Origin of the sequence: Mycobacterium sp. E342 (assembly GCF_001667665.1) — a bacterium.
In the GTDB taxonomy this organism is placed as follows: domain Bacteria; phylum Actinomycetota; class Actinomycetes; order Mycobacteriales; family Mycobacteriaceae; genus Mycobacterium.
In genome coordinates this window covers 1-21,796 of record NZ_LZJM01000142.1, presented here as the reverse complement: position 1 = coordinate 21,796, position 21,796 = coordinate 1, and the positions used below count along the sequence as shown (strand labels likewise).

The following is a 21,796-nucleotide window of genomic DNA, read 5'->3' as shown; positions in this document are numbered from 1 at the left end:
CGTGGCCCCGCAGAGCTCGTCGCGATCCAGCTCGGCGACGATCTCCACAATGCGCCCATCAATCGCATTGCGCTGACCGGCCAACCCCGCCAACTCCGCGAACAGCACCTCAACACGCTCAGCAGGATTCACTGCCGCGGCACCCGATGCGGTCGAAGACATGACTTCATCATCGCAGCCGGGTACGACAAATCCCGGCTGCCCAATCCGCACGCGAGGTGCGACCCGTCCTTTTTCACCAAGCAGGACAGCCTGATTGGCCATCAAACACTCCCGCCGCGAAAACCACACCATCCACATCGCGGTCGCGCGTAAGGCGGTCTTCACGATGCGCGACTGATCAAGCCTCGGATCACGAGTCAAACCTGATCGACGTCGGACTTCATTGGCGTTGGGGCATTTTCACATGCCGCCCTGGTAGTAGTCGATGATCTGGGCCTCGGTGATCGGGACGGGGCTTTTGCGGCCGAGGAAGAAGACGCTGCTCGCAGCGTCGAGTGAGTGCCTGGGGTCCAGGAAGCGGTCGAGGTGGCTGAGCCAGAAAAAGCACAGCGAGGTGAGCCGGCCGAGCCGAATCGAGCGGGTCAGGGCGCGCACGAAATGGTCGAGCGACCAACGTAAGGCCGTCCCGGCGCCGGCCACACAGCCGGAGTCGATGCATTCGAAGTCGCGGAACACATACCGGTGGCCGCTGTCGGTGAAACGGGTGAAGTCATACGGCCCCTCGTGCACCTGTTGCAGGAACGGCGAATCGGCGTAAACGATTCCTCCGCTGCGCAGCACGCGATGGATCTCTTTCGCCACCACCGTCGGCTCGAGTACGTGCTCCAGGACGGCTTGGATGACCACGCCGTCGACGCAGCCATCGGCCAGGGGTATCGCATGGCCGTCGCCGACGAATTGCACCAGGGGGCTGACGTAGATGTCGAAGGCGACCAGATCGACTGCGGGATCGGCGTAAAGCTCTGCCAGCCCGTCGCCCTGGATAGCGCCGCCGATCACCAGGATTCGGGGCGGCCGTCCGGTCGCGGCGGCGTCGGCCCGCAGCAGCCGCAACATCCGGGCGACTTGCGCGGCGGCTGTGGTGTTGGGCGGGTGCACCAGCCGATTCAGGACGTGGCTGAGTTTGGACCGGCGAACGACCGAGGCGCCCTGGGAGGCCCGCAACCGGTCGGCGTCGAGCACGCTGTGTTCGAAATCGACCAGCGCCGGTGTCCCCGAGACCGTCGGGAACGGTTCCTGGGCGTAGCGGCAGGACGCGTTGGTGCATCGCCACAGACCACCCGCGCAGCGCACCGCGCTCGCGCAGCGCGGGCAAATGAACAGGTCCTCGTCGACCATCGTGTCGAGGGCGAGCACCGAACCAGAATACCGAGAGATCCATCGAGCGGGCGGCCGATTGGATATCGGATGTGCCTAATCCGCGATGCGGCCAGACTCTGACTTACGTATCACATAGGTGAGGTTGTTGTGCCGCCATGCCAGAGTGCCAAACGAGAAGGCCCACAGGGCTTTCGCGTACGCCCGAGTGATCCGGATTCGAGCGGTCGTGCCACGCACGTAGTACGTGTGGCCGCGCTCTTCGAGGATTGAGCATCCGTTTCTGGCGCAGAAGTCGCGTATGCCGGCGCGGGAAATGAGGGGCGCATAGTAGGTGGGAAATGGCGAGTGGCCCGGCTTTCCAGCGTGGGGGTAACGAACAAAGTACCGGTAATAGGCGACGTGAACCCAGAACGGCACGTGCCTTGCGGTCCATCCGTATACCGAGTCCCTATCCGGGATACGCAGCACCAGAAGGCCGCCCGGCTTGAGCCCGTTGATCATGTTGACGAGCGCGCCCTCGGCGTCAGGTATGTGCTCGAGGACGAAAGAGCTGTAGATGACGTCGTAGCGATCGGGTTGGATGGTCGCAGGTAGCGTGAGGTCACCGATGATGGCCTCGTCCAGGTCGCCCATTGTCTCGATACGGCTTTGGAGCGCATCTTCGTCAAGGTCGATACCCGTCAACCGATAGTCGACGCCTTCCAGATCGAGTGGCCAGTCAAGCCCACAACCGGCTTCAAGGATCTCCAGTGGCCCGCCGTGACTTTTGATGATCGACGAAACGAGCATCGCTTCCTCTTGCCAGCTGTCGACGGTCTCCAACTCTGTCCGAGTGCTCACCTATTCCTCCGCGACGTCCGTTGGCGATCGGCCTTCGTTGTCTGACCCATGGTCCTGATCCCTTCCGGGCCAACCGGATTGCCCCACGCACCCACTCGATACTTCAGCCGTGCGACACTGTGTTGCGCCCACCAGAGTGCTCGTTTGTAACCGACGGTCCGCTTACAAATCTCCAGGTACCGTTGCGGGCTTCCCTCGTCCACGGCGCGCCTGTCCTCCAGTAACCGCACACACCGGAATGCCAAGTCGAACGACCCGTAGCAGTAATGCGCGATCATGGCCAATTGCTTCAACTGCTCGTCGCTCATCCCGTCCGAGTGGATGAAGTCCCGCACGTAGACGACATCGGCCTCCAAGATCTGGTTCAGCGGCCGGTAGGGATCGCCGAGCGCAAAGTCGCCGATCACCCACTTCTTCACTTCGCCGGGAATGCAGTGCGGAACAAATCCCTGATGTCGTAGCTCTAAATCGATCTCTCCGAATGGGGGCTGGCCTCGATACACGGTAATGAATGACACCTCGGTCTGGACTGCCACCGCTTCCGCGAGCTTCGTCCGCCCATTTTGGAATACGGCCAGCTCGCCGCCCTGGATGTCGATCTTGAGCAGATCGAGGTGCTCAATCTCATGGGTGTCATCGAGTCGATGGGTATCGATCGGGACGTGCGCGATCACCTCACCGACTCGATCGAAGAGCGTAAAAAGCCCTTGGGCCAACGGGTCTGGCTCGAGCAGGCTGGTCATGGCCCCCGGCGCCGGGCAGACGTTCAGTGTCTGGGGGTTTCCGTCGCCAAGCGCGTACGGCAGGTAGCGCTCGTACTGACCACACGTCTCTTGCAACTCGCGCAACGCCTCGCGCCCGGGTTCGAAGCCCGTCACGTAACACAAGCCGGCATTGAGCATCGGCGTGTAGGGCCAGTCGCCGCAGCTCCGGCTCGCCCCGACATCCACTATGTGGGTGAGACGCGAAGGGCGGAGGAGGTCCCGCACCGCACTCGGGTTCATCGGTGTCGCGGCATTTTCACATGCCGCCCTGGTAGTAGGCGATGATCTGGGCCTCGGTGATCGGGACGGGGCTTTTGCGGCCGAGGAAGAAGACGCTGCTGGCGCCGTCGAGTGAGTGCCCGGGGTCCAGGAAGCGGTCGAGGTAGCTGAGCCAGAAAAAGCACAGCGACATGATCCGGCCGAGCCGAATCGAGCGGGTCAGGGCGCGCACGAAATGGTCGAGCGACCAACGTAACGCCGTCCCGGCGCCGGCCACACAGCCGGAGTCGATGCATTCGAAGTCGCGGAACACATACCGGTGGCCGCTGTCGGTGAAACGGATGAAGTCATAAGGCCCCTCGCACACCTGTTGCAGGAAGGCCGAGTCGGCGTAGACGATCCCTCCGCTGCGCAGCACGCGATGGATCTCTTTCGCCACCACCGTCGGCTCCAGCACGTGCAGAAGCACGGCTTGGATGACCACGCCGTCGACGCAGCCGTCGGCCAGGGGTATCGCATGGCCGTCGCCGACGAATTGCACCAGGGGGCTGACGTAGATGTCGAAGGCGATCAGATCGACTGTGGGATCGGCGTAAAGCTCTGCCAGCCCGTCGCCCTGGATAGCGCCCCCGATCACCAGGATTCGGGGCGGCCGCCCGGTCGCGGCGGCGTCGGCCCGCAGCAGCCGCAACATTCGGGCGACTTGCGCGGCGGCTGTGGTGTTGGGCGGGTGGATCAGCCGATTCAGGACGTGGCTGAGTTTGGACCGGCGAACGACCGAGGCGCCCTGGGACGCGCCCAACCGATCGGCGTCGAGCACGCTGTGTTCGAAATCGACCAGCGCCGGTACCCCCGAGACCGTCGGGAACGGTTCCTGGGCGTAGCGGCAGGACGCGTTCGTGCATCGCCACGGGCCCCCCGGGCAGCGCACCGGGCTCGCGCAGCGCGGGCAGATGAACAGGTCCTCGTCGACCATCGTGTCGAGGGCGAGCACCGCCTCACAATACCGAGCACCCTTTCGACACGACGGCAAAAATTGCATACGTAGATGACACCAGCGGCTAGACGGTCCTGAAACGTGTTGAAGTCAAACCCGTGGGCGGTGGCTAGAGTTTCACAGGTGACGGCAAGACTTCGAGGCCTCGCACCGCCAGCGACCCGCGCGATCATCAAGAATATCGCGGCCGGAATGCTGTGCGCTGCGGGCGTTCCGGCGTTTTCCCGGCGGCGACACCGCGGCCTGCTGGCCATCGTGGTGTTCCACGGTGTGGAAGCGGAGCCGGTGTCACCGCCCTGCTGGCACGTGCTCGGTTTGGAGCTGTACCGCCGTCAAATGGAGTACATCCGCAAGCACTTCAATGTCCTCCCGATCGATGAGGCCCTCGATCGCCTTGCGGCGGGGACGTTGCCACCCCGCGCCATGGCGATCACGTTCGACGACGGCACCCGCAATCTCGCCACGCACGCGGTGCCGGTGTTGCGGGATCTGAACTTGCCCGCGGCGGTGTTCCTGGCGACGGGCCCGATGGGCAGCGACGAAACCCTTTGGCCCGATCGACTTTGGCTGGCGATCGCCCGCACCACCGCGACCGAGATCGATCTGGTCGCACTAGGACTGGGCACTCGTTCGCTGGAGGGCGCCGCAAATCGCGGTGCGGTTTACGCCGCCGCGGTTGACCGGTTGAAAGACCTGCCCGACGGACAACGGCTCACCGTGCTGGGCGAGATTTTCGGCGTGCTGGGCGACCCCGGCGGCGACGCCGGACCATTCCGGATGCTGTCCTGGGACGAGGCGCGCGACATCACCAGAGACGGTCTGGTGACGCTGTACCCGCATACGGTGACCCACCCGATCCTCGCCCGCTGCAGCGACGAGAAGGTGGCGCGAGAGATCACCGAATCGTGCGCGGTCCTCGAACGTGAGACCGGGCGGGCGCCAACGATTTTTGCCTATCCCAATGGCCGACCACGGGATTTCGATGCCCGCGCCAAAGAAGTGATGCGCCGCCATGGCGTGCGCTGGGCGTTGTCGACTACCGCGGGATTCGCTCATCGCGGCAGCGACCCGCTCGCCTTGCCGCGGTTGGCGGTGGGCAGCGACTCGTCCTTCGACTACTTTCGGCTCATGGTCTCCGGCGGGCTGCCGCGGCGCTACGGCGGCAGCCGCGGAATGGCCGCGGCGAGCTGAGGGGCCGCGCGTCCCGCGAGGCGGCGGCAAGCCACACGTCGTGCAGCGCATCTCGCCAGCGGGCGACGTCGAAGTCGCCGGCACGCGCGTTGGCGGCCGCGGCCAGCCGATTGCGAAGTTCGGCGTCGACGATGAGGGAATGCAGCGCGGCCGCCAACTGGTCAGGGTCGCCGGGACTGACCAGCACACCGTTGATTCCGTCGGTGATCACCTCCGGTATCGCGCCCACCGCGGTGGTCACGGGTACTACCCCGTTGGCCATCGCTTCCAGCACCGACATCGGAAGGGCCTCGCTGTAGGAGGCCAGCACGAAAATCGCCGATTCGGCCAACAGCCGGTCCCGCTCCGCGGGGCCGACCCAGCCGAGGACGTCGACTGTGTTGTGGAGAGCCTGAGCGCGGACGAACTCCCGTACCCGGTGCACTTCGCCGTCACCCGCCAGCGTCACCCTCAGGTTGGCGCGGATGTCGTCCGGCAGGATGCCGACCGCCCGCACGAGGTCGTAGCTTCCCTTGCTGTCGGCCAGCCTGCCCAACGACACCACACGCAACGGTTGCCCCGTGCGCGGCGACGGCGCGACGGCCGGCATGACCACGGGGTTGTAAACGACTCGGCTATTGGATTCGTCGAATCTGAGCCGGCTGCGGGACTCTTCGAGCAGGGATTGACCGAGCACCAGAAGGTAATCGGCGCGCAGCGCCGCCCGCACAGCGCGGCGTAGCGGCGGTGGCAGCCCATCGAACCACGTGAAGAAGTAGTGGCTGTGGCAATGGACGATCGTCGAGACGCCCCGCAGCCGCGCGACGAACAGCGGCACGGACTTGCGGACGACGCTGCCTCGCAGCGAATAGTGGACGTGTAGTACATCGACGAAGCCGAACAACAGCAGCGCGGACGCCCTGAGGATGCCGAAGACTCCCGTCCACAGCCGCGCCGGCAGGCGGCCGTCGACGAAGGTGGGGACCATGCGAATGAGGAAGCGTGGGTCGGTGTCGTCGATGAGCAACCGCACCACCGTCGCCATGCCGCCGCGGCTGTTTGGCCCGGCCGGTGCGTTCCCGATAATCAGCACCCGGATCGGCATGGCAGCCGGCGCGTTGTTGCCAACCGATCGTCCGGGCACCGCAAAGTCTCCTAGTTCCTACCTGTAATCACCCGCCGCGAATGACGACCGGCACCGCCGTATGTCGGTCACCGAATTCCCCTTACCGCCGCGAGGCCGGTATCCGCAAAGACCCTAACGCACATCGCACCGCCTGCGGCGAATAAATCCTGCCGTTTGCCGAGCGTGATACGCGCCTCCGCGCAACGAGGGACGCATATACGCGTCGCTGACTAATGGTTCGCTTGGCCGACCATTAGCGTTCGGCATTTGTTTTCGTAAAGGAATACTTCGCCAAACCGGTTGGCGCATTGCCAATCTCATAAGGGGGCTATCGCGCCGACCGCACCCGGTGCAATTCGCGCTGGCGGGTCGACTCTCTTTGCTGCCGGTCCACCGCTCGATGGTCTCTGACGCGGTTGTCCAGATCGCCGGTCCCGGGGCACGGAAAGTGGACGAATTCGGACGGTGTTTCCCTACAGCCGGCCGGCGGATTGATTGAACCCCCGGTTCCCGATGTCCGGCCCGCAGTCGAACAACGGCGCAATCCCGCGAAATGGCCGCCAGAGAGTCTTTCGCCTACGGCGTGTCAGGTCTTTGTGCCCTTGACCGGTGTCCGGTAGCGAATACGATTCCGTTGATGTTCGGGAACTGCATGGGTAGAGCTATTGCCCTGACCGGTGTGATCGGATTCTTAGCCATCAGTGCCCCGCCGTCGTGGGCTGATCCCACCGAGCCGGGATCAACGACCGAATCCACCGCCCCTGGTCCAACAACCGCCTCGTTGACCATGTCGTTGAACGACCTGGGATATGGCTCCACGTTGGCGTTTTACGGACTGGAGGGCACGGCGCAGCTGACCGTGCCGGTTCCGCACGGGCTGACACCGTCCGCCCTGAACGCGACCGTCCAACCGCCGGTCAATATGCGGTCGGGGACGATCATCGTCTCGCAGAACGATCGCGACATCGCGAAGGTGAACGTCCCCACGACCGATCAAGCGCCGATCGTCATCCCGATGGGCGCAGCGGAAGTGATCAATGACTCGGTGACCGTGACACTGCGTGCGTACCTGGTGCCCGTGGAAGGATTGTGCGTCTATGCGTGGAGCCCGTTGCGTCTGACCAACGCAACTGTCGGTTACACCGGGGTCGAACAGCCGCCCACTACGGTGGCCGCCTTCTTGCCGCCGGTGCTCCGGAAGCTGACCATATTCCTGCCGCAATCGCCGTCGGCGGCGGAATCCGATACGGCAGTTCGATTGGCCACCTCCGCCGCCGCGCACTACGGCAAACAGCTCGTCGACATCGGCGTGGCGCCGTTGGGCGAAGGGCAGGCGGCACCGCCGACGCCGGCGCGACCGCAGGAACGCCAGATCGTCGTCAAAGAGGGACCGGACACCGGGCTTTCCCTGCAGGGCGCCGGCGGCGTGCCGTGGATGTTGATTTCAGGACCCCTGGGGCGAAGCGCCGACTCGGACACAGCGTTGCTCTTCAGCGACCTATCCGGACTGGCCATGTCGTCCAAAGCGGCCGCGACGTCGCTGAAGTCCAACGTTGCGCTGCCTGGCGACACGGCCACGCTGCGTGAGCTGGGGCAGCCCATCGTCAACTCCACGGGGCTGCAACCGCGGGTCTCGATCGGACTGGACCAGACGCGGTTCGGCAGATCCATTCACTCTGTGCGGATGCATCTGCGCGGCTCCTACTCCCCGACGCCGGCCAATATCGGCGGTCAGATCGTCGCGGCGGTGGGCTCGGAGACCATCGACCGATGGCCGACCGACGGCCAAGGAGTGATCGACCGCTGGGTCGACGTCCCGGATCGGCTCCTGCAGCGGTGGACCGGTCTTGATTTGACGCTAATCGTTTCGGGCAACGTTGGACGGTGCGGAGATTTCTACACCGCGGGGGCAGGAGACCAGCAGCTCACGTTGACTATCGACGGCGATAGCACTGTGCAGAGCAGCCCCGCGGCGCCGCCTGTGCCAGAAGGCCTGCGATCGGTGCCGCAAACATTGATGCCCCAGATCCAGGTGGGCATCGGCCCGCACTCCTTTGCTGACACCTCGCGCGCCGTAGACATTGTGGTAGGCCTGCAGCGCTTCAGCTCGATACCCCTCGAGACCACCGTGACCGGCGTGCAGCAAGCGATTGATTCGTCGAAGCCCGCGATACTGATTGCAGCCGACGGATGGAACCACCCCGACATCGCGCTTCCGGTGTCCGCGGGTCCCAGCGGGCCGATCACCGTCAACGCCTTCACGTCCGACGGCAAGCCCACCACTATCACGCTGGATCCGACACTGCGGTTCGCGTCTTTCCAAACGGTTTTCAACCGCGGCCGGTCACTGCTGATCGCGACCTCCAACGGCGTGCCGGGCCAGCTCGATGCGCTGATCAAATGGCTCGGTAGCGACAACACGCGCTGGCCGAGGGTCAAGGGTCTCGCGCTGGTGTCGTTTCCCGGACAAGATCCCGTGATGATCGATCGCCCGAATGCGGACACGTCCGGTCCGGGCGCGGCGTCCGGTCAGCACTCGGACTCGGGATGGCTTTGGTGGCTTGGCGGGGCGTGGCTCGCCGTGGCCGTGATCGGGGCGGGCGTGATCGTGCTGCGCAGCCGACGCGGGTTACACCGCAGCCGATAAAAGGACTGCCAGCCTTATGGAGCCGAGGGGTAACAAATTAATAGCCCGCTACAAGAAGACATACAGCATTCCGGCCGAAGTAACTATCACCGAGCAAATGATATTGGATCACTGGAAGCTGGAAAAGCAACTAACCTCGGAGTTGCTCCGATCCACACCCGGGGACAGATGGCAAACTTTCAACCGGTGCTACACCCGGCTCTATAGCGAATTGGGCTGGCTCAATCAATTCTCAAACCTAGCCGATCCGAGATCTCCGCAGGAAAGATTCGGAGGATGGCTCGACCTGATCGGACCACCTCCGAAGTCGATCTATGAAATCGGTTCCGGCCAGGGTGGCCTCATTTCTTTTCTGGCGCTGAATGGTTACGACTGCAAGGGTACAGAGATTACCGGCGAACGCGGAGAAAAGCTTCTGCCCGGGACCTATGCAAACCCGTCATGGGGAATGTCGGACGGAGTGCACCTGGACAGGTTCGAGCCCGCCGAAACTTACGACGTCGTGGTCTCGGATCAGGTGATCGAGCACCTACATCCGGATGATCTGGAGAGCCATCTGACGAGCGCCCGTTCCATATTGAAGAAGGGCGGCCGCTACATATTCAACACCCCCAATAAATACACCGGACCGCACGATGTCTCGCGTGTATTCAAACGTGGCGAGCCGGCAGGCATGCACTTGAAAGAATATACGTGCCGCGAATTATTCGAGGCGGCGACGCGCGCTGGTTTCGCCGACGTCCGCTATGGATTCGTGCCAAGAAGATTCCGTATCATGCTTGCGGCGTTGGGGATCGGACGGTTCGCCAAACCCGAGACGGTCGGAAGCCTGTTTCTGCGTTTCGTATTCTTGGTCGAAAGATTCCTGGCGACCTTACCCGCTCCCGGCTTCCGTCGTCTGTGCGCGACCATCTGCTGCCAAATCGGTGTTTTCTCCGGCACTGTCTCCCTGATCGCCAAAAAATGAGATTTCTCAGGAGATCTTTCTGCCGACCCCGTCAGCGTCGGCGACCCACCACCTCGGCGATGACGTCCAGCAAGCGATCTGCGGCGCGATCGACGGTGAATCGCCGCGCGTAGTGGCGCGCTGCCGCGGCTCCGTGCTCTGCCGCAGCGGACGAGTCGGCCAGGATGTCGAAGGCGGCGGCGAGCCCCGCGATGTCGTCCACACCGACCGGGGGGAAGCTCGGCGGCTGATACTCAGGCAGGCCGCCGGCGGTGGACACGATCGGCATGACGCCCAGCTGCATTGACAGCACCTGCACGCCGCTTTGGGAAGCGCGCCGGTAGTGGGCGACCGACCCCTTCGCAGCGGCCAGTGTCGTGACCACATCGGCGTAGCGATACCAGCCCGGGAGCCAGCGAGTGTGTTTCGGCAGGGCGGCGGTGTCCAGTGGCCCGTCGCCGATGAGCACGAGGTTGTCGCCGCGCCAGCCGCCGCCGACGACGTGTCGCTGCCAGGCTTCGAGCACTACGTCGACGTTCTTGTAGGAGTAGAGCCGGCCGACCATGGCGAAGTCATGGCGCCCTTCGGGTCCCACCAGCGGCGGGACCCGGGCCGGATCAAGGTCGCTGGTAAGCGGCAACACGTGCACCCGTGTGCCGGCGACGTCGCGGCGCATCGCGACAGCGGCTGCGACGTAGCCGCTGTAGGTGACGGTGGCCGCCGAGTGCGCGCCCCAGCGGTCGAACACCACGGGTTCGTAGACTCGCCGCTGTTCGATGGGGACGTGAGGGCGGTCGTCGTGCACCAGCTGAATACGTGGAAGCCGCCCGGCCAGCGCGATCCAGCGTGGATCGCGCACCAGCTCGGCGATCACGACGTCCGGACGGTACTCGTGGACCCGCCGCCAGGCCGTGACGGTCGCAGCCCAGGTCGCCGCCTTGCCCAACCGTGGATCGAGCACCAATTCGTAATCGCGGGCAGCGTCCGACTCCGGATGTAGGTCGGTGGTAACCAGTAGCACGTCGACTTCCCGCCGGCGCAGCGCTTCGATCTGTACGCGTGCCAGCGACCGCATCCAGGGCGAAAGCCAAAGCACCCTAAGGGAATTCATAATACAGCGGCGATTGCGTCGAGGTAGGCGTCGGTCATTGCCTCCACCGTGTAGTGCTTGCGCATGCGTTCGAAGCCGCGCTGTCCGACCGATGGCAGCACGTTGGGATCCGCCAGGATCCGGGCCAGGTGTTCTCGCCATCCCGACACCGACACGGGTTCGACGACGAACCCTGCCCGTCCGAAATCCAGCATTTCGGGGACGGCGCAGACCGCCGACGCCGCAACCGGTACCGCCCGGGCCATCGCCTCGAGAATCACCAGCGGGAATGCCTCGGAGCGGCTCGGGACGCACAGCAGATCTGCGTCGGCCAGTGCGGGACCCGGGCCCGCCGACCATCCGCGCCACTGAACCCGGTCGAGCAACGTGCCGGGAGTGCGGGCTTGCAGCTTCTCCCGGTCTGGGCCGTCACCGAAAATCGAGAGCTTCCACGGCATATCGACGAGGCCGGCGAGCGCATCGACCAGCAGATGAGGATTCTTGTGCTCGACGATGCGCGAGAGGATCACCAAGTGCGGCGGCTCACCGACGGTGCGCGGCGGCGGAGCCGGGTCGTCGCTCGAGGCCACGCCGTTGGGTGCGATGAATCGCCGTTCCCCGAGCCGATGGTGGGCGGTGAGCATGTCCCAATGGCGTTGCGCCAGCACGATGAACCCGTCGGCACGCCGCATCGCCGCGGCCAGTGGCCGCGAGTAGATGGGCCGGTCTTCCGCGGGGGGAATATGCGCTGCAACCAACCAGCGTCGGCCCGCCGCGCCCGCGCGCCATAGGGTGGCAAATCCCGTCTCGGTGTTTGTGTCTCCGCTGATGAGCACCGCCGGACCATCGGGAATGTCGATGATCGGTGCCCACCAGGGCTGGCGTACCACCCGCACGCTGGGCGGAATCTCCTTGATCAGTGGTCCGAACCGTTGCACGCAGACCACGGTGACGGGGTAGCCGCGTCGGTCCAATTCCGTGGCCAGCAGGGCCTTCTGCCGCTCGGCACCTCCGTAGACCAGGCGGTTGGTGACGATCACGATTGCCGGCAGGCCCTTGTGGTGGCGGGCGCGAGCGGTATTGCGAGCGCGGCGCTTCGAGGGCTGCAGGCGCTCCAACAGCGCCGCGCCGGCGAGATACACGTCCGCGTGGTGAACGTTGTCTTGATGTTCGAGTAGTAGGGCGGCGTTGGTGCGCGCCAGGTCTCGGTTGCGGCGTTCGGCAGCGGCGACGGCTTCGCCGTCCGCTCGGCCGGTTGCGCGCACAGCGGCGCCGGTCGCCCGATTACCCCGTTCGACGCCGAGTTCGTCGGCCAGCAGAATGCGCCAACCCGCGGCGCGCGCGCGGTTTTCCCAGTCGGCTGCCTCGCCATAATGGAAGAATTCCTCGTCGAAGCCGCCGATGGCGTTCCACGCCGCCCGGTTGATTGCCAGGCAGGCAGCTGCCAAATTGCCTTGGATGGCGCGCGATTCGGGGGGTTGGTGCGCATACAGGGGTGAGGCCGGTGTGCCGCGCAGTGAATCGGAGTAGCCGGCGACCGCGACCAGCGCGCGAAGAAGTGTCAGGCGGTGGGTTGCGACGTCCCACGGTGTGCGGCCCGGTGCGGTGTCGTCATGCACCAACGGCGAGACCGCTGCCACGTGAGGCCGGCGAAGCAACTCTCTGGTGCGGGTCAACGGACCTCGCAGGCGGGCATCGGCTTTGAGCAATAGCAGATCGGTGTCGCTGGGTGCCTGGTCCACCAGCGCATTGAAGGCCGCGGCAAGGCCCGGGTTCGCCGGTCCCGGCACCCAGTGCACCGCCGGATAGCGACCGGCCAGTTCCGCATGACCGGGAGACCCGTCGTCGCTGTCCCGGTAGACAAAAACCGGTAGGTCGGGGAGATGTTCGGCGACGCTGGACAGGCACGTCTGAAGCGAGTCTTGGCTCTCGTCAGGCGCAATCAGCACCGCAAGCGACCGGTCGGCGGGTAGGGCAACCGGGCCGGCCGGGCGTTTCAGATATGCCCGGTCCAATTCGCGGTTCATGCCATCAGCCCTTTCCGGCGCAACGACACCAACGTCGACCAGGTGAGCGGTCCGACCGCCGCGCTGGTGGCCAGATAAACAGCGGCGGCTGCGACCAGAACGACTACTACGTGCTGACCCCGAAGCAGGATCGTCACCGCGACACTCGCTGCGGTCGGTACCAGCAGCCGCAGCAAGAAAACGACCGGCGTGCGGTAGCCGCACTGGCGGCGCAGCCAAAAGCCGGCAATCGCCATGCTGAGCAATTCCGTGCACACCAGTGCGACGCCGGCCCCGACGGCGCCGAACCGCCCGTCCAGTACGAGATTGAGCACGATGTTGAGCGCAAGGGTGGCGACCGACAGCCAGAACCAGAACCGGTGATGATTGCTGGCGAACAGATCCTCGCCGAGGGTGGTGGCGACGAAGCGTATTGCCACCGCGACGAACAGCAATGCCAGGGTCGGCGTACCACGGTCGACGAACGCTTGGTCGCCGAACAGCCGAATCAGGGGTCCAGCCAGCAATACTCCGACTACCGCGATCGGGACCGCCACGAAAGACATCAACGCGACACTGTGGCGCACGAAGGCGGCAAATGCCGCGACATCGCGGGAAAACAGCTCGGTGGCCGTTGAGAGCGTGGACTTGAGGAAGAACACCGAGATGATCAGGGTGTTGAGCGCGATCGCAGAGGCCAACCCATAGACGCCTACCTCGGAATGGGTGTTCACCAACGACAAGATCACGCCGTCTGCGCGCCAGTACAGGACGGTGATCACCGTCACCCCCATGGGAAAGAGGCTCTCCCGCAACAAGTTTGCGATTTCCCGCGGTGCGAAGATCGGGCGGAACGAAACCTGCCGCGCCGCCGCGCTGCTCTGGATCAGCACTTGCAGCGCGGTGGGAATGAGCTGCGCGACTGCGAACCAGATGACATCGGTTCGTTCCGCTACCAGAAAGCTGATCATCGCCAGCATGGCCAGCCGACCTAAGAGGTCGGAGACGGCCACCGCGGAGAACCGGATGGTCGCCTGAAACACCGGCTCAAGCCGTGTAGTCATCGTCATCATGAGTACCTGCGCCGACAACACCACAAGCATGACGCGCACGTCGTGGTCGCGGTAGACGAGCAACCCGGATCCCGCCGCCAATGCCGCGAGCGGAACGCAGTACACCAGCGACACGCCGTTGTAGATCCGGACCAGGCGCTCGAGTTCGCCGCGACCAGAGGTGACGCGGCGCACGATGACGCGGCCGATACCGAGATCGACCAGGCTCATCCACATCCCGATGAACGCGCCGGCGATGGTGAGCTGGCCATAGCGACCGGGACCCAGATAGCGAGCGGTCATCGCCACCGAGACCACCGAGGCCATCATCCCCAATACCCGGCACACCAGCTGGATCGAGAACGCGCGGGTCAACCGCGCCAGCGGCACCGACGGCACGACCTCACTGGGCGCCATCGGCTCAGTCATTGCTCGTGACTCCTCTGGCGTTTTTTACACCACCTGCGTAGCCGGCAGGGACCAGTTGCAACTTGTTGCCCACTTCTGCGCCGGCCGAAGAAACCAATAGGCGACTTGGGTCGCGCAGCGCGCCACTGCCCTGATGTGGATCCCAGCTCGCCGGCTGACGCAGAATTCTGCCCGGCACTCCGACCGGACGCGTCGGGATCAAAGAAGGGGAGGAAACGACGGGGCGCGTTAATGGCCGGAACGTTCCTGCAAGTCCCGGGTACGACGCGCTCGGGGGCGGCTGGATTGTCAAAGCTGGTGGCTCGTGGGGATCTCGTTCAAGCAATGTGATTACGGCCCCGCTTCCGCCCGGGCATCGTGGCGTCGTCGCCCGTCGGCGCGTCTGTGTAGCCCGCGTAGTCGACAGCGGGATAGCAGATGAGCTGCGCACGCGCCGCGCGGAGCAATGCGATAGGACCCTGCAGTAGATAGCGGCGAGCCAACCGACGCGGCTCGTGGGTCAACCGATAGAGCCATTCCAGGCCGAGGTTTTGCATCCAGCTCGGCGCCCGCTGCGTCTTGCCGACCAGAAAATCGATGGCACCGCCGCACGCCAGGAAGATTCGTGCGCCTGTCGCGCATCCGTATCGGTCGATCCAGCGCTCTTGCGCAGGCTTGCCGAGGCTGACGACGAGGATGTCCGTGCGCGCGGCGTGGACGGCCGCTGCCCAACTTTCGGAACACGATGCGATGCTGTGCGCGTCCGGTGCCCACATCCCCGAAATTGCAAGCGCCGGATGACGTTCCCTCAAAAACTCCTTAAGGAGGACGTGGGTTTCGGCGCTGCCGCCGAAAAAGCCGATCCGTCGACCCGACTCTTCGGCCAATGCCAACACGGCGGGCAGCAGGTCGGCGCCGGTGACCCGGGGCCACGGCTTGCCGGTGAGCAGTCGGCCCCGCCAGGCGATCGGCATCCCGTCGGCCAGCAACAGCCATTCGAGCGGACCTGTGGGCCGCGCCGTCATTTTCCGGAAATGGTACAAGTGGTCGAGGTTCACCGAGCCCACCGCCAGGCCCACTTTCGACGCGGATTGCAGGCGCGAGGCGATGATGGACAGCACCTCATCGAACCCGCGGCGCTCGACGATGTTGCCGCTGATGGCCATGCGCACGCCGGCCGCGGACGGCATGTCGTGGGTCATGGCCGAACCAACGCTTTTCGCGGCTCCGCGGTCATATCACAGCCCGTCGCGCCCGCCCGACGGCGTGCGTGATGTTGCAAGGGCCATCGTCGCCGACACGTATTAGATAGTCCCAAAAGCGGGTCGCGAAAGTGCGTAAATGGGGCGCTAACCCGTTGGGTGGATCCCCGTGCCCTGTGCCCGCACCGTCCGATGCCGGCCCCTACGGTGTCGGCGGGTCATTGTCTTGATGGGCAAACCCGGTCCCGTCCGGGGCCCGGCGACCTTCGCGCATCATGGTGGGGTGAGTTCGGTGCCGTCGCTGTGGGACAGCGAGTGGGGGAGCAGCGGGCTGGCCTACCTGACCGGCCTGCCCGACGGCCCGCCCGACTTCTCCCGGGCGAACGTGCTGACCCACGCCCAGCGGGTGGCCGCGGCCGTCGGCGAGCGGTTGGGCCTGACCATCGATGCCGCCCGCCTGCTGGCCGGGCGGGCCGCGTTGCTGGGCCTGACCCGCGGCGGCCGGGTGTCCGCCGGCGGCGCCACCCGGCTGCTCGTGGCCGCCGACGGCTGGTGCGCGATCACGCTGTCGCGCCCCGACGACGCCGCCGCCGTCCCCGCGCTGGTGCAGAGCGACGACGTCGGTTGCGACCCCTGGCCGGTGTTGCGGCGCTGGGCCGCAACGCAACCGCTCGCCGCGATCATCGAGCGCACGACACTGCTCGACATCCCCGCGGCGGCCCTGGGCGAAGCCGCGCCCACGGCGCCGCGGATACGACCACGGGGTGCCCGCGGACCGGCGCGCGACGTCGCGGGCCTGCTGGTCGCCGACCTGTCCGCCATGTGGGCGGGCCCGCTGTGCGGACAGCTGCTGGCACGAGCGGGAGCGTCGGTGGTCAAGGTCGAGAGCCCGGGCCGCCCGGACGGCACCCGAGCGGGCAGCCCCGCGTTCTTCGACTGGATGAACGGTGAAAAGCTCTCGTACTGCGTCGATTTCGATCGCCAGGCCGACGAGCTGCGCGAGCTGCTCGCCGCGGCCGATGTCGTGATCGAGGGCTCGCGCCCCGCGGCGCTGACGCGGCGCCGGCTCGGACCGGACAACGTCCCCGCACGGCAAGGGCGAATCTGGTTGCGCATCAAGGGCCACCTCGACGAGCGGCCGGCGTTCGGCGACGACGCCGCGGTCGGTGGCGGCCTCGTCGGCGTCGCGGCCGACGGGCCGGTGTTCTGCGGCGACGCCATCGCCGATCCGTTGACCGGGCTGGCGGCGACCGGGCTGGTCGCCGACTCGCTGGGCCGGGGCGGCGGCGAGCTGATCGAGGTCTCGATGGCCGCGGTCGCCGCCGGCTACGCGGCGCTGCCGACGCAGGCGTCGCGCGCGAACCGGCCCGCGCCGCCCCCGCCGATTCCGCCGCCGGGCCGGCCCGCGGCCCGGCTCGGCGACGACAACGAGGCGGTGCGCCGGATGGTGGCCCAAAGAAGATGTCCGCCATGCTGATTCGGCGGGCCACCCTGCTGGACGGGACGACCACCGACATCCGGTTCGGGGAGCGGATCGACGAAATGGGTGACGGCCTGGTCGCCGAACCCGGCGAGGGCGTGCTCTACGCCGGCGGGGGAACCGTCCTGCCCGGCCTGCACGACCACCACGTGCACGTGCGTTCGGCGGCCTCGGCACTCGATTCGTTCCTCGTCGGGCCGCCCGGGGTGAGCACCAAAACCGAGCTGGCGCAACTGCTGTCGAACGCGACGCCGGGGCCCGACGGGTGGATTCGCGCCGTCGGCTACCACGAGTCGGTGGCCGGCGACCTGGACCGGGACGCGCTCGACGCCATGGTGCGCGGCGTCCCGGTGCGCATCCAGCACCGCAGCGGTGCGCTGTGGATCCTCAACTCCGAGGCGCTGGGCCGGGTGGGCCTGGCCGACCACCCCGACGGGAGGCTGCGCAGCGCGGACCACGGCTGGTCGGACCTGCTGCAGCGGCGCGAAAGCGACCTGGCGGAGCTGAGCCGGCGCATCACCGCGACCGGCGTCACCGGCGTCACCGACGCCACCCCCGACCTCGACGCCGACGACATGGTGTCGCTGGTGGTGGCGCATCGGCGCGGGGAGTTCCGGCCCCGGCCGAGCTTCCTGTCGCCGGGCAAGAAGATTCTGCACGACGACGGGCTCGATGTGGACGGGCTGGCGGACTGGATCGCGGGCCGGCACGACGCTGGCCGGCCGGTCGCCGTGCACTGCGTGACCACGGCCCAACTCGTGGTCACCATCGCGGCCCTGCGGGCGGCGGGCAGCCATCCGCAGGACCGCATCGAGCACGCCGCGATGGTGCCCCACGACAACCTGTCCGACCTGGCCGAGCTGGGAGTCACGGTGGTGACGCAGCCCAACTTCGTCGCCGAGCGCGGCGATCACTACCTCGCCGACGTCCCCGCCGCCGAGCACGACCAGCTGTGGCGCGTCGCCTCGCTGCTGAAGGCGACGGTGCCCGTGGCGCTGTCCACCGACATGCCCTTCGGCCACGGCGACCCCTGGACGGCCATGCGCGCCGCCGTCTACCGCACCACCCCGAGCGGTGCCGTCGTGGGCGCCGACGAATGTGTCTCCGCGCGAGACGCTTTGACGATGTTCCTGGGCCGGCCGGACCGGCCGGCCCGGCCGCGCACGGTGGCGACCGGAGAACCGGCGGACCTCTGCGTGCTGAGCGAGCCACCCGCGACGGCGCTGGCAGAGCTGGACGCCGGCATGGTGGCGGCCACCATCATCGGTGGGGAGCTCGTTTACTTCGCGATGTGAGCGGCGATCACGACGCGATGGCGAACGCCGCCCGCAACATGGCGCACTGACTGTCGAAAAACCGCTGCGACACTTGCGCTTTGGGCGCGATGAGATCGAATCCGTGGAAGGCTCCCGGCACGGTCTCCACCTGGCACGGCACCCCGGCGGCGGTCAGGCGTTGCGCGTAGGCCAGATCCTCGTCGTGGAACAGGTCGTGGGTGCCGACCCCGATCCAGGCCGGCGGCAGCCCGCTGAGGTCTTTGCGGCGCCCGGGGACGGCGACCTCCGGGTCGGCGTCGCCGAGGTATGCCGCCCAGCCGAACCGATTGCTGCGGGTGTCCCACAGCCGGTAGTTCGCGTTGTGGGCGGACGCCGAGCTGCGATCGTCGAGCATGGGATAGGTGAGCAACTGGAACGCGGGGCTCACCTCGGCGCGATCGCGGGCGAGCAGTGCCAGAGCCGCGGCCAGCCCGCCGCCGGCGCTGGCGCCGCCGATCGCCACCCGGTAGCGGTCCACGGACGGCAGGCCGGCCAGCCAGGTCAACGCCGAATAGCAGTCTTCCAGCGGCGCGGGATACGGATGTTCGGGCGCCAGACGGTATTCCACCGACGCGACGGTGATGCCCAGCCGCCGGCTGAACCCGCTGCAGAGCCGGTCGTCCTGCCGGGCGGTGCCGATCACGTAGCCGCCCCCGTGGATCCACAGCAGCGCGGGGGTCGGCTCGGCCACGCCGGCCGGCCGGAACAGCCGGACACCGGTTCCCGAACCCAGCGTGATCTCCTCGACACCGTCGACGGGCTTTCCGAGGCGGTCGCGCAGCCCGATTCCCACCCGCATCATCCGCAGGGTCCGGGGACCGACGAGTCGACGCGGGGCAAAACGGGCGACCCGCTGGAGGTCAGGGTGAACATCGGTGTTCGGCACCGCATCAGTATCACTGACGCGGAACGCTCGAGGACCTGCTATCAGTGGTATGCGGCGGTTGGAGACATCGGGAGGCAACATGACCGGATACGCTCCGCGATTCGTCGATACCGTGCTCGGCAAGATCCGTGTCCAGGTCAGCCCCGGCACCGGCCCCGCCGTGCTGCTGTGGCCCAGCCTGCTGATGACCGGGGACCTGTGGGCGGGCCAGGCCGCGCATTTCGGCGCGAGCCACCGCCTGGTGCTGATCGATCCGCCCGGCCACGGCGGCAGCGAGCCCCTGCGGTCGGCCTTCACGTTCGGCGACTGCGCCCGCTGCGTCGTCGACCTGTTGGACGGGCTCGGCATCGACAAGGCCCACTTCGTCGGCAATTCCTGGGGCGGCATGATCGGCGCCACGTTCGCGGCCCGCTATCCCGACCGCCTGGACCGCGCCGTCCTGATGAATTGCACCGCGTCGAGAGCCGGTGTCGTTCAAAAGGCGAAATACGCGGCCATGTTGCGCGCGGCGGCGGTGCTGGGCGGGATCCGGCCGCCGCTGACACGGTCGGCGCTGCGCGCCTTCCTGGGCCCGACGACACTGCGCACCCGTCCGGACGTGGTCGAGACCGTGCGCGCGAACCTGCGAGGGGTCAACATCGATTCGGCCCGCTGGGCGGTCCGCAGCGTGGTGCCCGCACGTCCCGACCAGCATGCCCTGCTGCGAACGATCACGGCTCCTGTCCTTGTGGTCGCCGGCGCGGAAGACGCCACCTTCCCCGTGGCCGAAACCCGGGCGATGGCGGAGTCGATCCCCAACGCCTCCTTCACCGTGCTCGACGAGATCGCGCACCTCGCGGCGCTGGAAGACCCGGCCCGGGTGAACGACGTACTGGATGGCTTCCTCTTCGGTGCTGTCCATTGATCCGGAGAACTCATGGGCGACGGGACTTCTTCTCACGCGGGTCGGAAGATGAACCATTCCGCTCCCGCGCGCGTACTCCAAGCGCGGTGGATTAGCCGAACAGCTATCGGGGTATCGGTGGAGTGCTGGCGAGGGCGAGACGCGCCAGCGTTTCGTCGTCGCAACGTCCCTCACCGGGACTGAGCGTGGACCGCCCGGCGGGGCAGGACGCGAGGGACGTGAATGCTGGGCCATCTCTACGATCGGGCGCTCGGCGGCGAGCGATGTTGGATTCGCCACGACGACGGGGAGCTGCGGCCGCTGCCGGCGCACCGCTGGTTGGGCGTGCGATGTCCCGAGGACGCACGTCCCGGCGACGCCTTCGACGAGGACTTCGACGAAGCCGTCACGCGGATGTGCACCGGGCCGACGATCGAATTGGGCTGCGGGCCGGGCCGTTTGGTGGCCCGGCTGATTCAGCGGGGGATACCGGCCCTGGGCATCGATCGCTCGGTGACCGCGATCCGGTTGGCGGGCCGCGGCGGCGCGCCGGTCCTGCTGGGTGACGTGTTCGACCCACTGCCCGCGACGGGCCTGTGGCAGACGGTGTTGCTGGTCGACGGCAACGTGGGCCTCGGCGGGGACCCGTGCCGCATCCTGGGACGGGCCGCCGAGCTGCTGGCGCGGGGCGGGCGGTGCGTGGCCGAATTCGACGCCGAGAACATCGGCATCCGATCGCGCTGGGTCCGGCTGGAGTCCGCCTGTGAGGTCGGGCCCTGGTTCCGGTGGGCGTCGGTCGGCGTGGACAGTGCCGCCGCGCTGGCCGTTCAGGTCGGCCTGACGCTGACCGGTGTTCGCCTGATCGGCGGTCGGGTGATCGCCTGCCTGGCGGCGATTTGAGCGTCGGCAGAGGCGCCGACGACGGCCGACGCGGCGTCGACGCAAACGTCAGTTTCGGAGCCGGGGGCGGGGGTACGCTGCCCTAACACCACGGCAAGGAGGCCGGCTATGACATCGTGCGCGAAATGGTTGCTGCGGGCGCGTCCCGGCGACTACGCGCTGGCCTTGAGCGTCGCGGGTGCTTCGCTACCGGTGGTCGGTAAGCACCTCGAGCCGCTGGGCGGTCTCACCGCGATGGGCATCTGGGGCGCCCGGCACGCCCCCGAGTTCTTCTCCGGGATGACCAAGCCCCGCCGGTCGCCCGACGGCGACGACGCCCGCCTGCCCGACGGGTTGAGCGCCCGGGACGTCTCCGTCGCGGCGCTGCGCGGGCAGGTCCGTGCGGCGCCAGACGTCGAGCACCTGCGCGGGGTGGTCCCCGTAGTGGACCGCGCGCCGGTGCAGGTACCGGCGCTGGCGCACCGCATCCCAGATCGGCGGCGTCCGCAGTGCGGCGGGCCACTCCACCTCAAGGTCCGCGGCCGACACGATCCCGCGCAGC

Annotated in this window: 17 protein-coding genes and 2 pseudogenes; 8 read left to right on the top strand and 11 right to left on the bottom strand. The window is 66.9% G+C overall.

All coding sequences use genetic code 11. From position 1 onward, the window contains the following. The 5 genes and pseudogenes from A5692_RS28980 to A5692_RS09350 form a co-directional block, all read right to left on the bottom strand. A pseudogene (locus tag A5692_RS28980) lies at window positions 1-363 on the bottom strand (hypothetical protein); the annotation flags it as partial. A gap of 39 nt (window positions 364-402) precedes the next feature. Further along, on the bottom strand, window positions 403-1,359 hold the full coding sequence (locus A5692_RS09365; RefSeq protein WP_082962509.1) for a class I SAM-dependent methyltransferase: 957 nt from the start codon (window positions 1,357-1,359) through the stop codon (window positions 403-405). Between the two features lie 57 nt (window positions 1,360-1,416). Further along, window positions 1,417-2,163: a class I SAM-dependent methyltransferase gene (locus A5692_RS09360; RefSeq protein WP_197514411.1), complete on the bottom strand. Its 747-nt coding sequence runs from the start codon at window positions 2,161-2,163 to the stop codon at window positions 1,417-1,419. Next, window positions 2,160-3,113, bottom strand: a complete 954-nt coding sequence (locus tag A5692_RS09355) for an FkbM family methyltransferase (RefSeq protein WP_231984248.1) — start codon at window positions 3,111-3,113, stop codon at window positions 2,160-2,162. The genes A5692_RS09360 and A5692_RS09355 overlap by 4 nt, the downstream gene beginning before the upstream one ends. 70 nt (window positions 3,114-3,183) lie before the next feature. Next, window positions 3,184-4,140, bottom strand: coding sequence for a methyltransferase domain-containing protein (locus A5692_RS09350; RefSeq protein WP_197514410.1), 957 nt, complete (start codon window positions 4,138-4,140; stop codon window positions 3,184-3,186). A gap of 195 nt (window positions 4,141-4,335) precedes the next feature. Here A5692_RS09350 and A5692_RS09345 point away from each other — a divergent pair, with 195 nt between their 5' ends. Beyond that, complete coding sequence (locus A5692_RS09345; protein ID WP_068054980.1) at window positions 4,336-5,334, top strand: polysaccharide deacetylase family protein; 999 nt, start codon at window positions 4,336-4,338, stop codon at window positions 5,332-5,334. On the opposite strand, the gene A5692_RS09340 is transcribed toward A5692_RS09345, so the two are convergent. Continuing rightward, window positions 5,270-6,457, bottom strand: a complete 1,188-nt coding sequence (locus A5692_RS09340) for a glycosyltransferase family 4 protein (RefSeq protein ID WP_156766001.1) — start codon at window positions 6,455-6,457, stop codon at window positions 5,270-5,272. The genes A5692_RS09345 and A5692_RS09340 overlap by 65 nt on opposite strands. 619 nt (window positions 6,458-7,076) lie before the next feature. Between A5692_RS09340 and A5692_RS09335 the strand changes: the two genes are divergently transcribed. After that, window positions 7,077-9,086: a hypothetical protein gene (locus A5692_RS09335; protein WP_068054975.1), complete on the top strand. Its 2,010-nt coding sequence runs from the start codon at window positions 7,077-7,079 to the stop codon at window positions 9,084-9,086. Between the two features lie 16 nt (window positions 9,087-9,102). Further along, entirely contained in the window at window positions 9,103-10,053 is a 951-nt protein-coding gene (locus A5692_RS09330) for a class I SAM-dependent methyltransferase (RefSeq protein ID WP_068054973.1), read from the top strand. Between the two features lie 31 nt (window positions 10,054-10,084). On the opposite strand, the gene A5692_RS09325 is transcribed toward A5692_RS09330, so the two are convergent. From A5692_RS09325 to A5692_RS09310, 4 genes are all read right to left on the bottom strand, one after another. After that, window positions 10,085-11,143: a glycosyltransferase gene (locus A5692_RS09325; RefSeq protein ID WP_068054970.1), complete on the bottom strand. Its 1,059-nt coding sequence runs from the start codon at window positions 11,141-11,143 to the stop codon at window positions 10,085-10,087. Continuing rightward, on the bottom strand, window positions 11,140-13,149 hold the full coding sequence (locus A5692_RS09320) for a glycosyltransferase (protein ID WP_068054964.1): 2,010 nt from the start codon (window positions 13,147-13,149) through the stop codon (window positions 11,140-11,142). Before A5692_RS09320 ends, A5692_RS09325 begins: the two co-directional genes overlap by 4 nt. Continuing rightward, window positions 13,146-14,609, bottom strand: coding sequence for an oligosaccharide flippase family protein (locus A5692_RS09315; protein WP_068054962.1), 1,464 nt, complete (start codon window positions 14,607-14,609; stop codon window positions 13,146-13,148). The genes A5692_RS09320 and A5692_RS09315 overlap by 4 nt, the downstream gene beginning before the upstream one ends. Window positions 14,610-14,926: 317 nt before the next feature. Further along, window positions 14,927-15,790 carry a WecB/TagA/CpsF family glycosyltransferase gene (locus tag A5692_RS09310; protein WP_082962502.1) on the bottom strand — a complete coding sequence of 288 codons (864 nt, stop codon included), beginning with the start codon at window positions 15,788-15,790 and terminating at the stop codon, window positions 14,927-14,929. Between the two features lie 229 nt (window positions 15,791-16,019). On the opposite strand from A5692_RS09310, the gene A5692_RS09305 reads away from it, so the two are divergent. Continuing rightward, window positions 16,020-17,267, top strand: a complete 1,248-nt coding sequence (locus A5692_RS09305) for a CoA transferase (RefSeq protein ID WP_082962501.1) — start codon at window positions 16,020-16,022, stop codon at window positions 17,265-17,267. Next, window positions 17,261-18,565 (top strand): amidohydrolase family protein, encoded by a 1,305-nt coding sequence (locus tag A5692_RS09300; protein WP_068054987.1) that lies wholly within the window; start codon window positions 17,261-17,263, stop codon window positions 18,563-18,565. The genes A5692_RS09305 and A5692_RS09300 overlap by 7 nt, the downstream gene beginning before the upstream one ends. Before the next feature lie 7 nt (window positions 18,566-18,572). Here A5692_RS09300 and A5692_RS09295 read toward each other — a convergent pair whose 3' ends face one another. Continuing rightward, window positions 18,573-19,472: an alpha/beta hydrolase gene (locus A5692_RS09295; protein ID WP_068054961.1), complete on the bottom strand. Its 900-nt coding sequence runs from the start codon at window positions 19,470-19,472 to the stop codon at window positions 18,573-18,575. Between the two features lie 79 nt (window positions 19,473-19,551). Here A5692_RS09295 and A5692_RS09290 point away from each other — a divergent pair, with 79 nt between their 5' ends. The 3 genes and pseudogenes from A5692_RS09290 to A5692_RS29765 form a co-directional block, all read left to right on the top strand. Continuing rightward, the gene (locus A5692_RS09290; RefSeq protein ID WP_197514409.1) at window positions 19,552-20,376 is read left to right on the top strand and encodes an alpha/beta fold hydrolase; all 825 of its coding nucleotides are present in this window, start codon (window positions 19,552-19,554) and stop codon (window positions 20,374-20,376) included. A gap of 222 nt (window positions 20,377-20,598) precedes the next feature. Further along, window positions 20,599-21,255, top strand: coding sequence for an SAM-dependent methyltransferase (locus A5692_RS09285; protein WP_068054959.1), 657 nt, complete (start codon window positions 20,599-20,601; stop codon window positions 21,253-21,255). 108 nt (window positions 21,256-21,363) lie between these two features. Further along, window positions 21,364-21,796, top strand: a pseudogene (locus A5692_RS29765) (hypothetical protein); the annotation flags it as partial.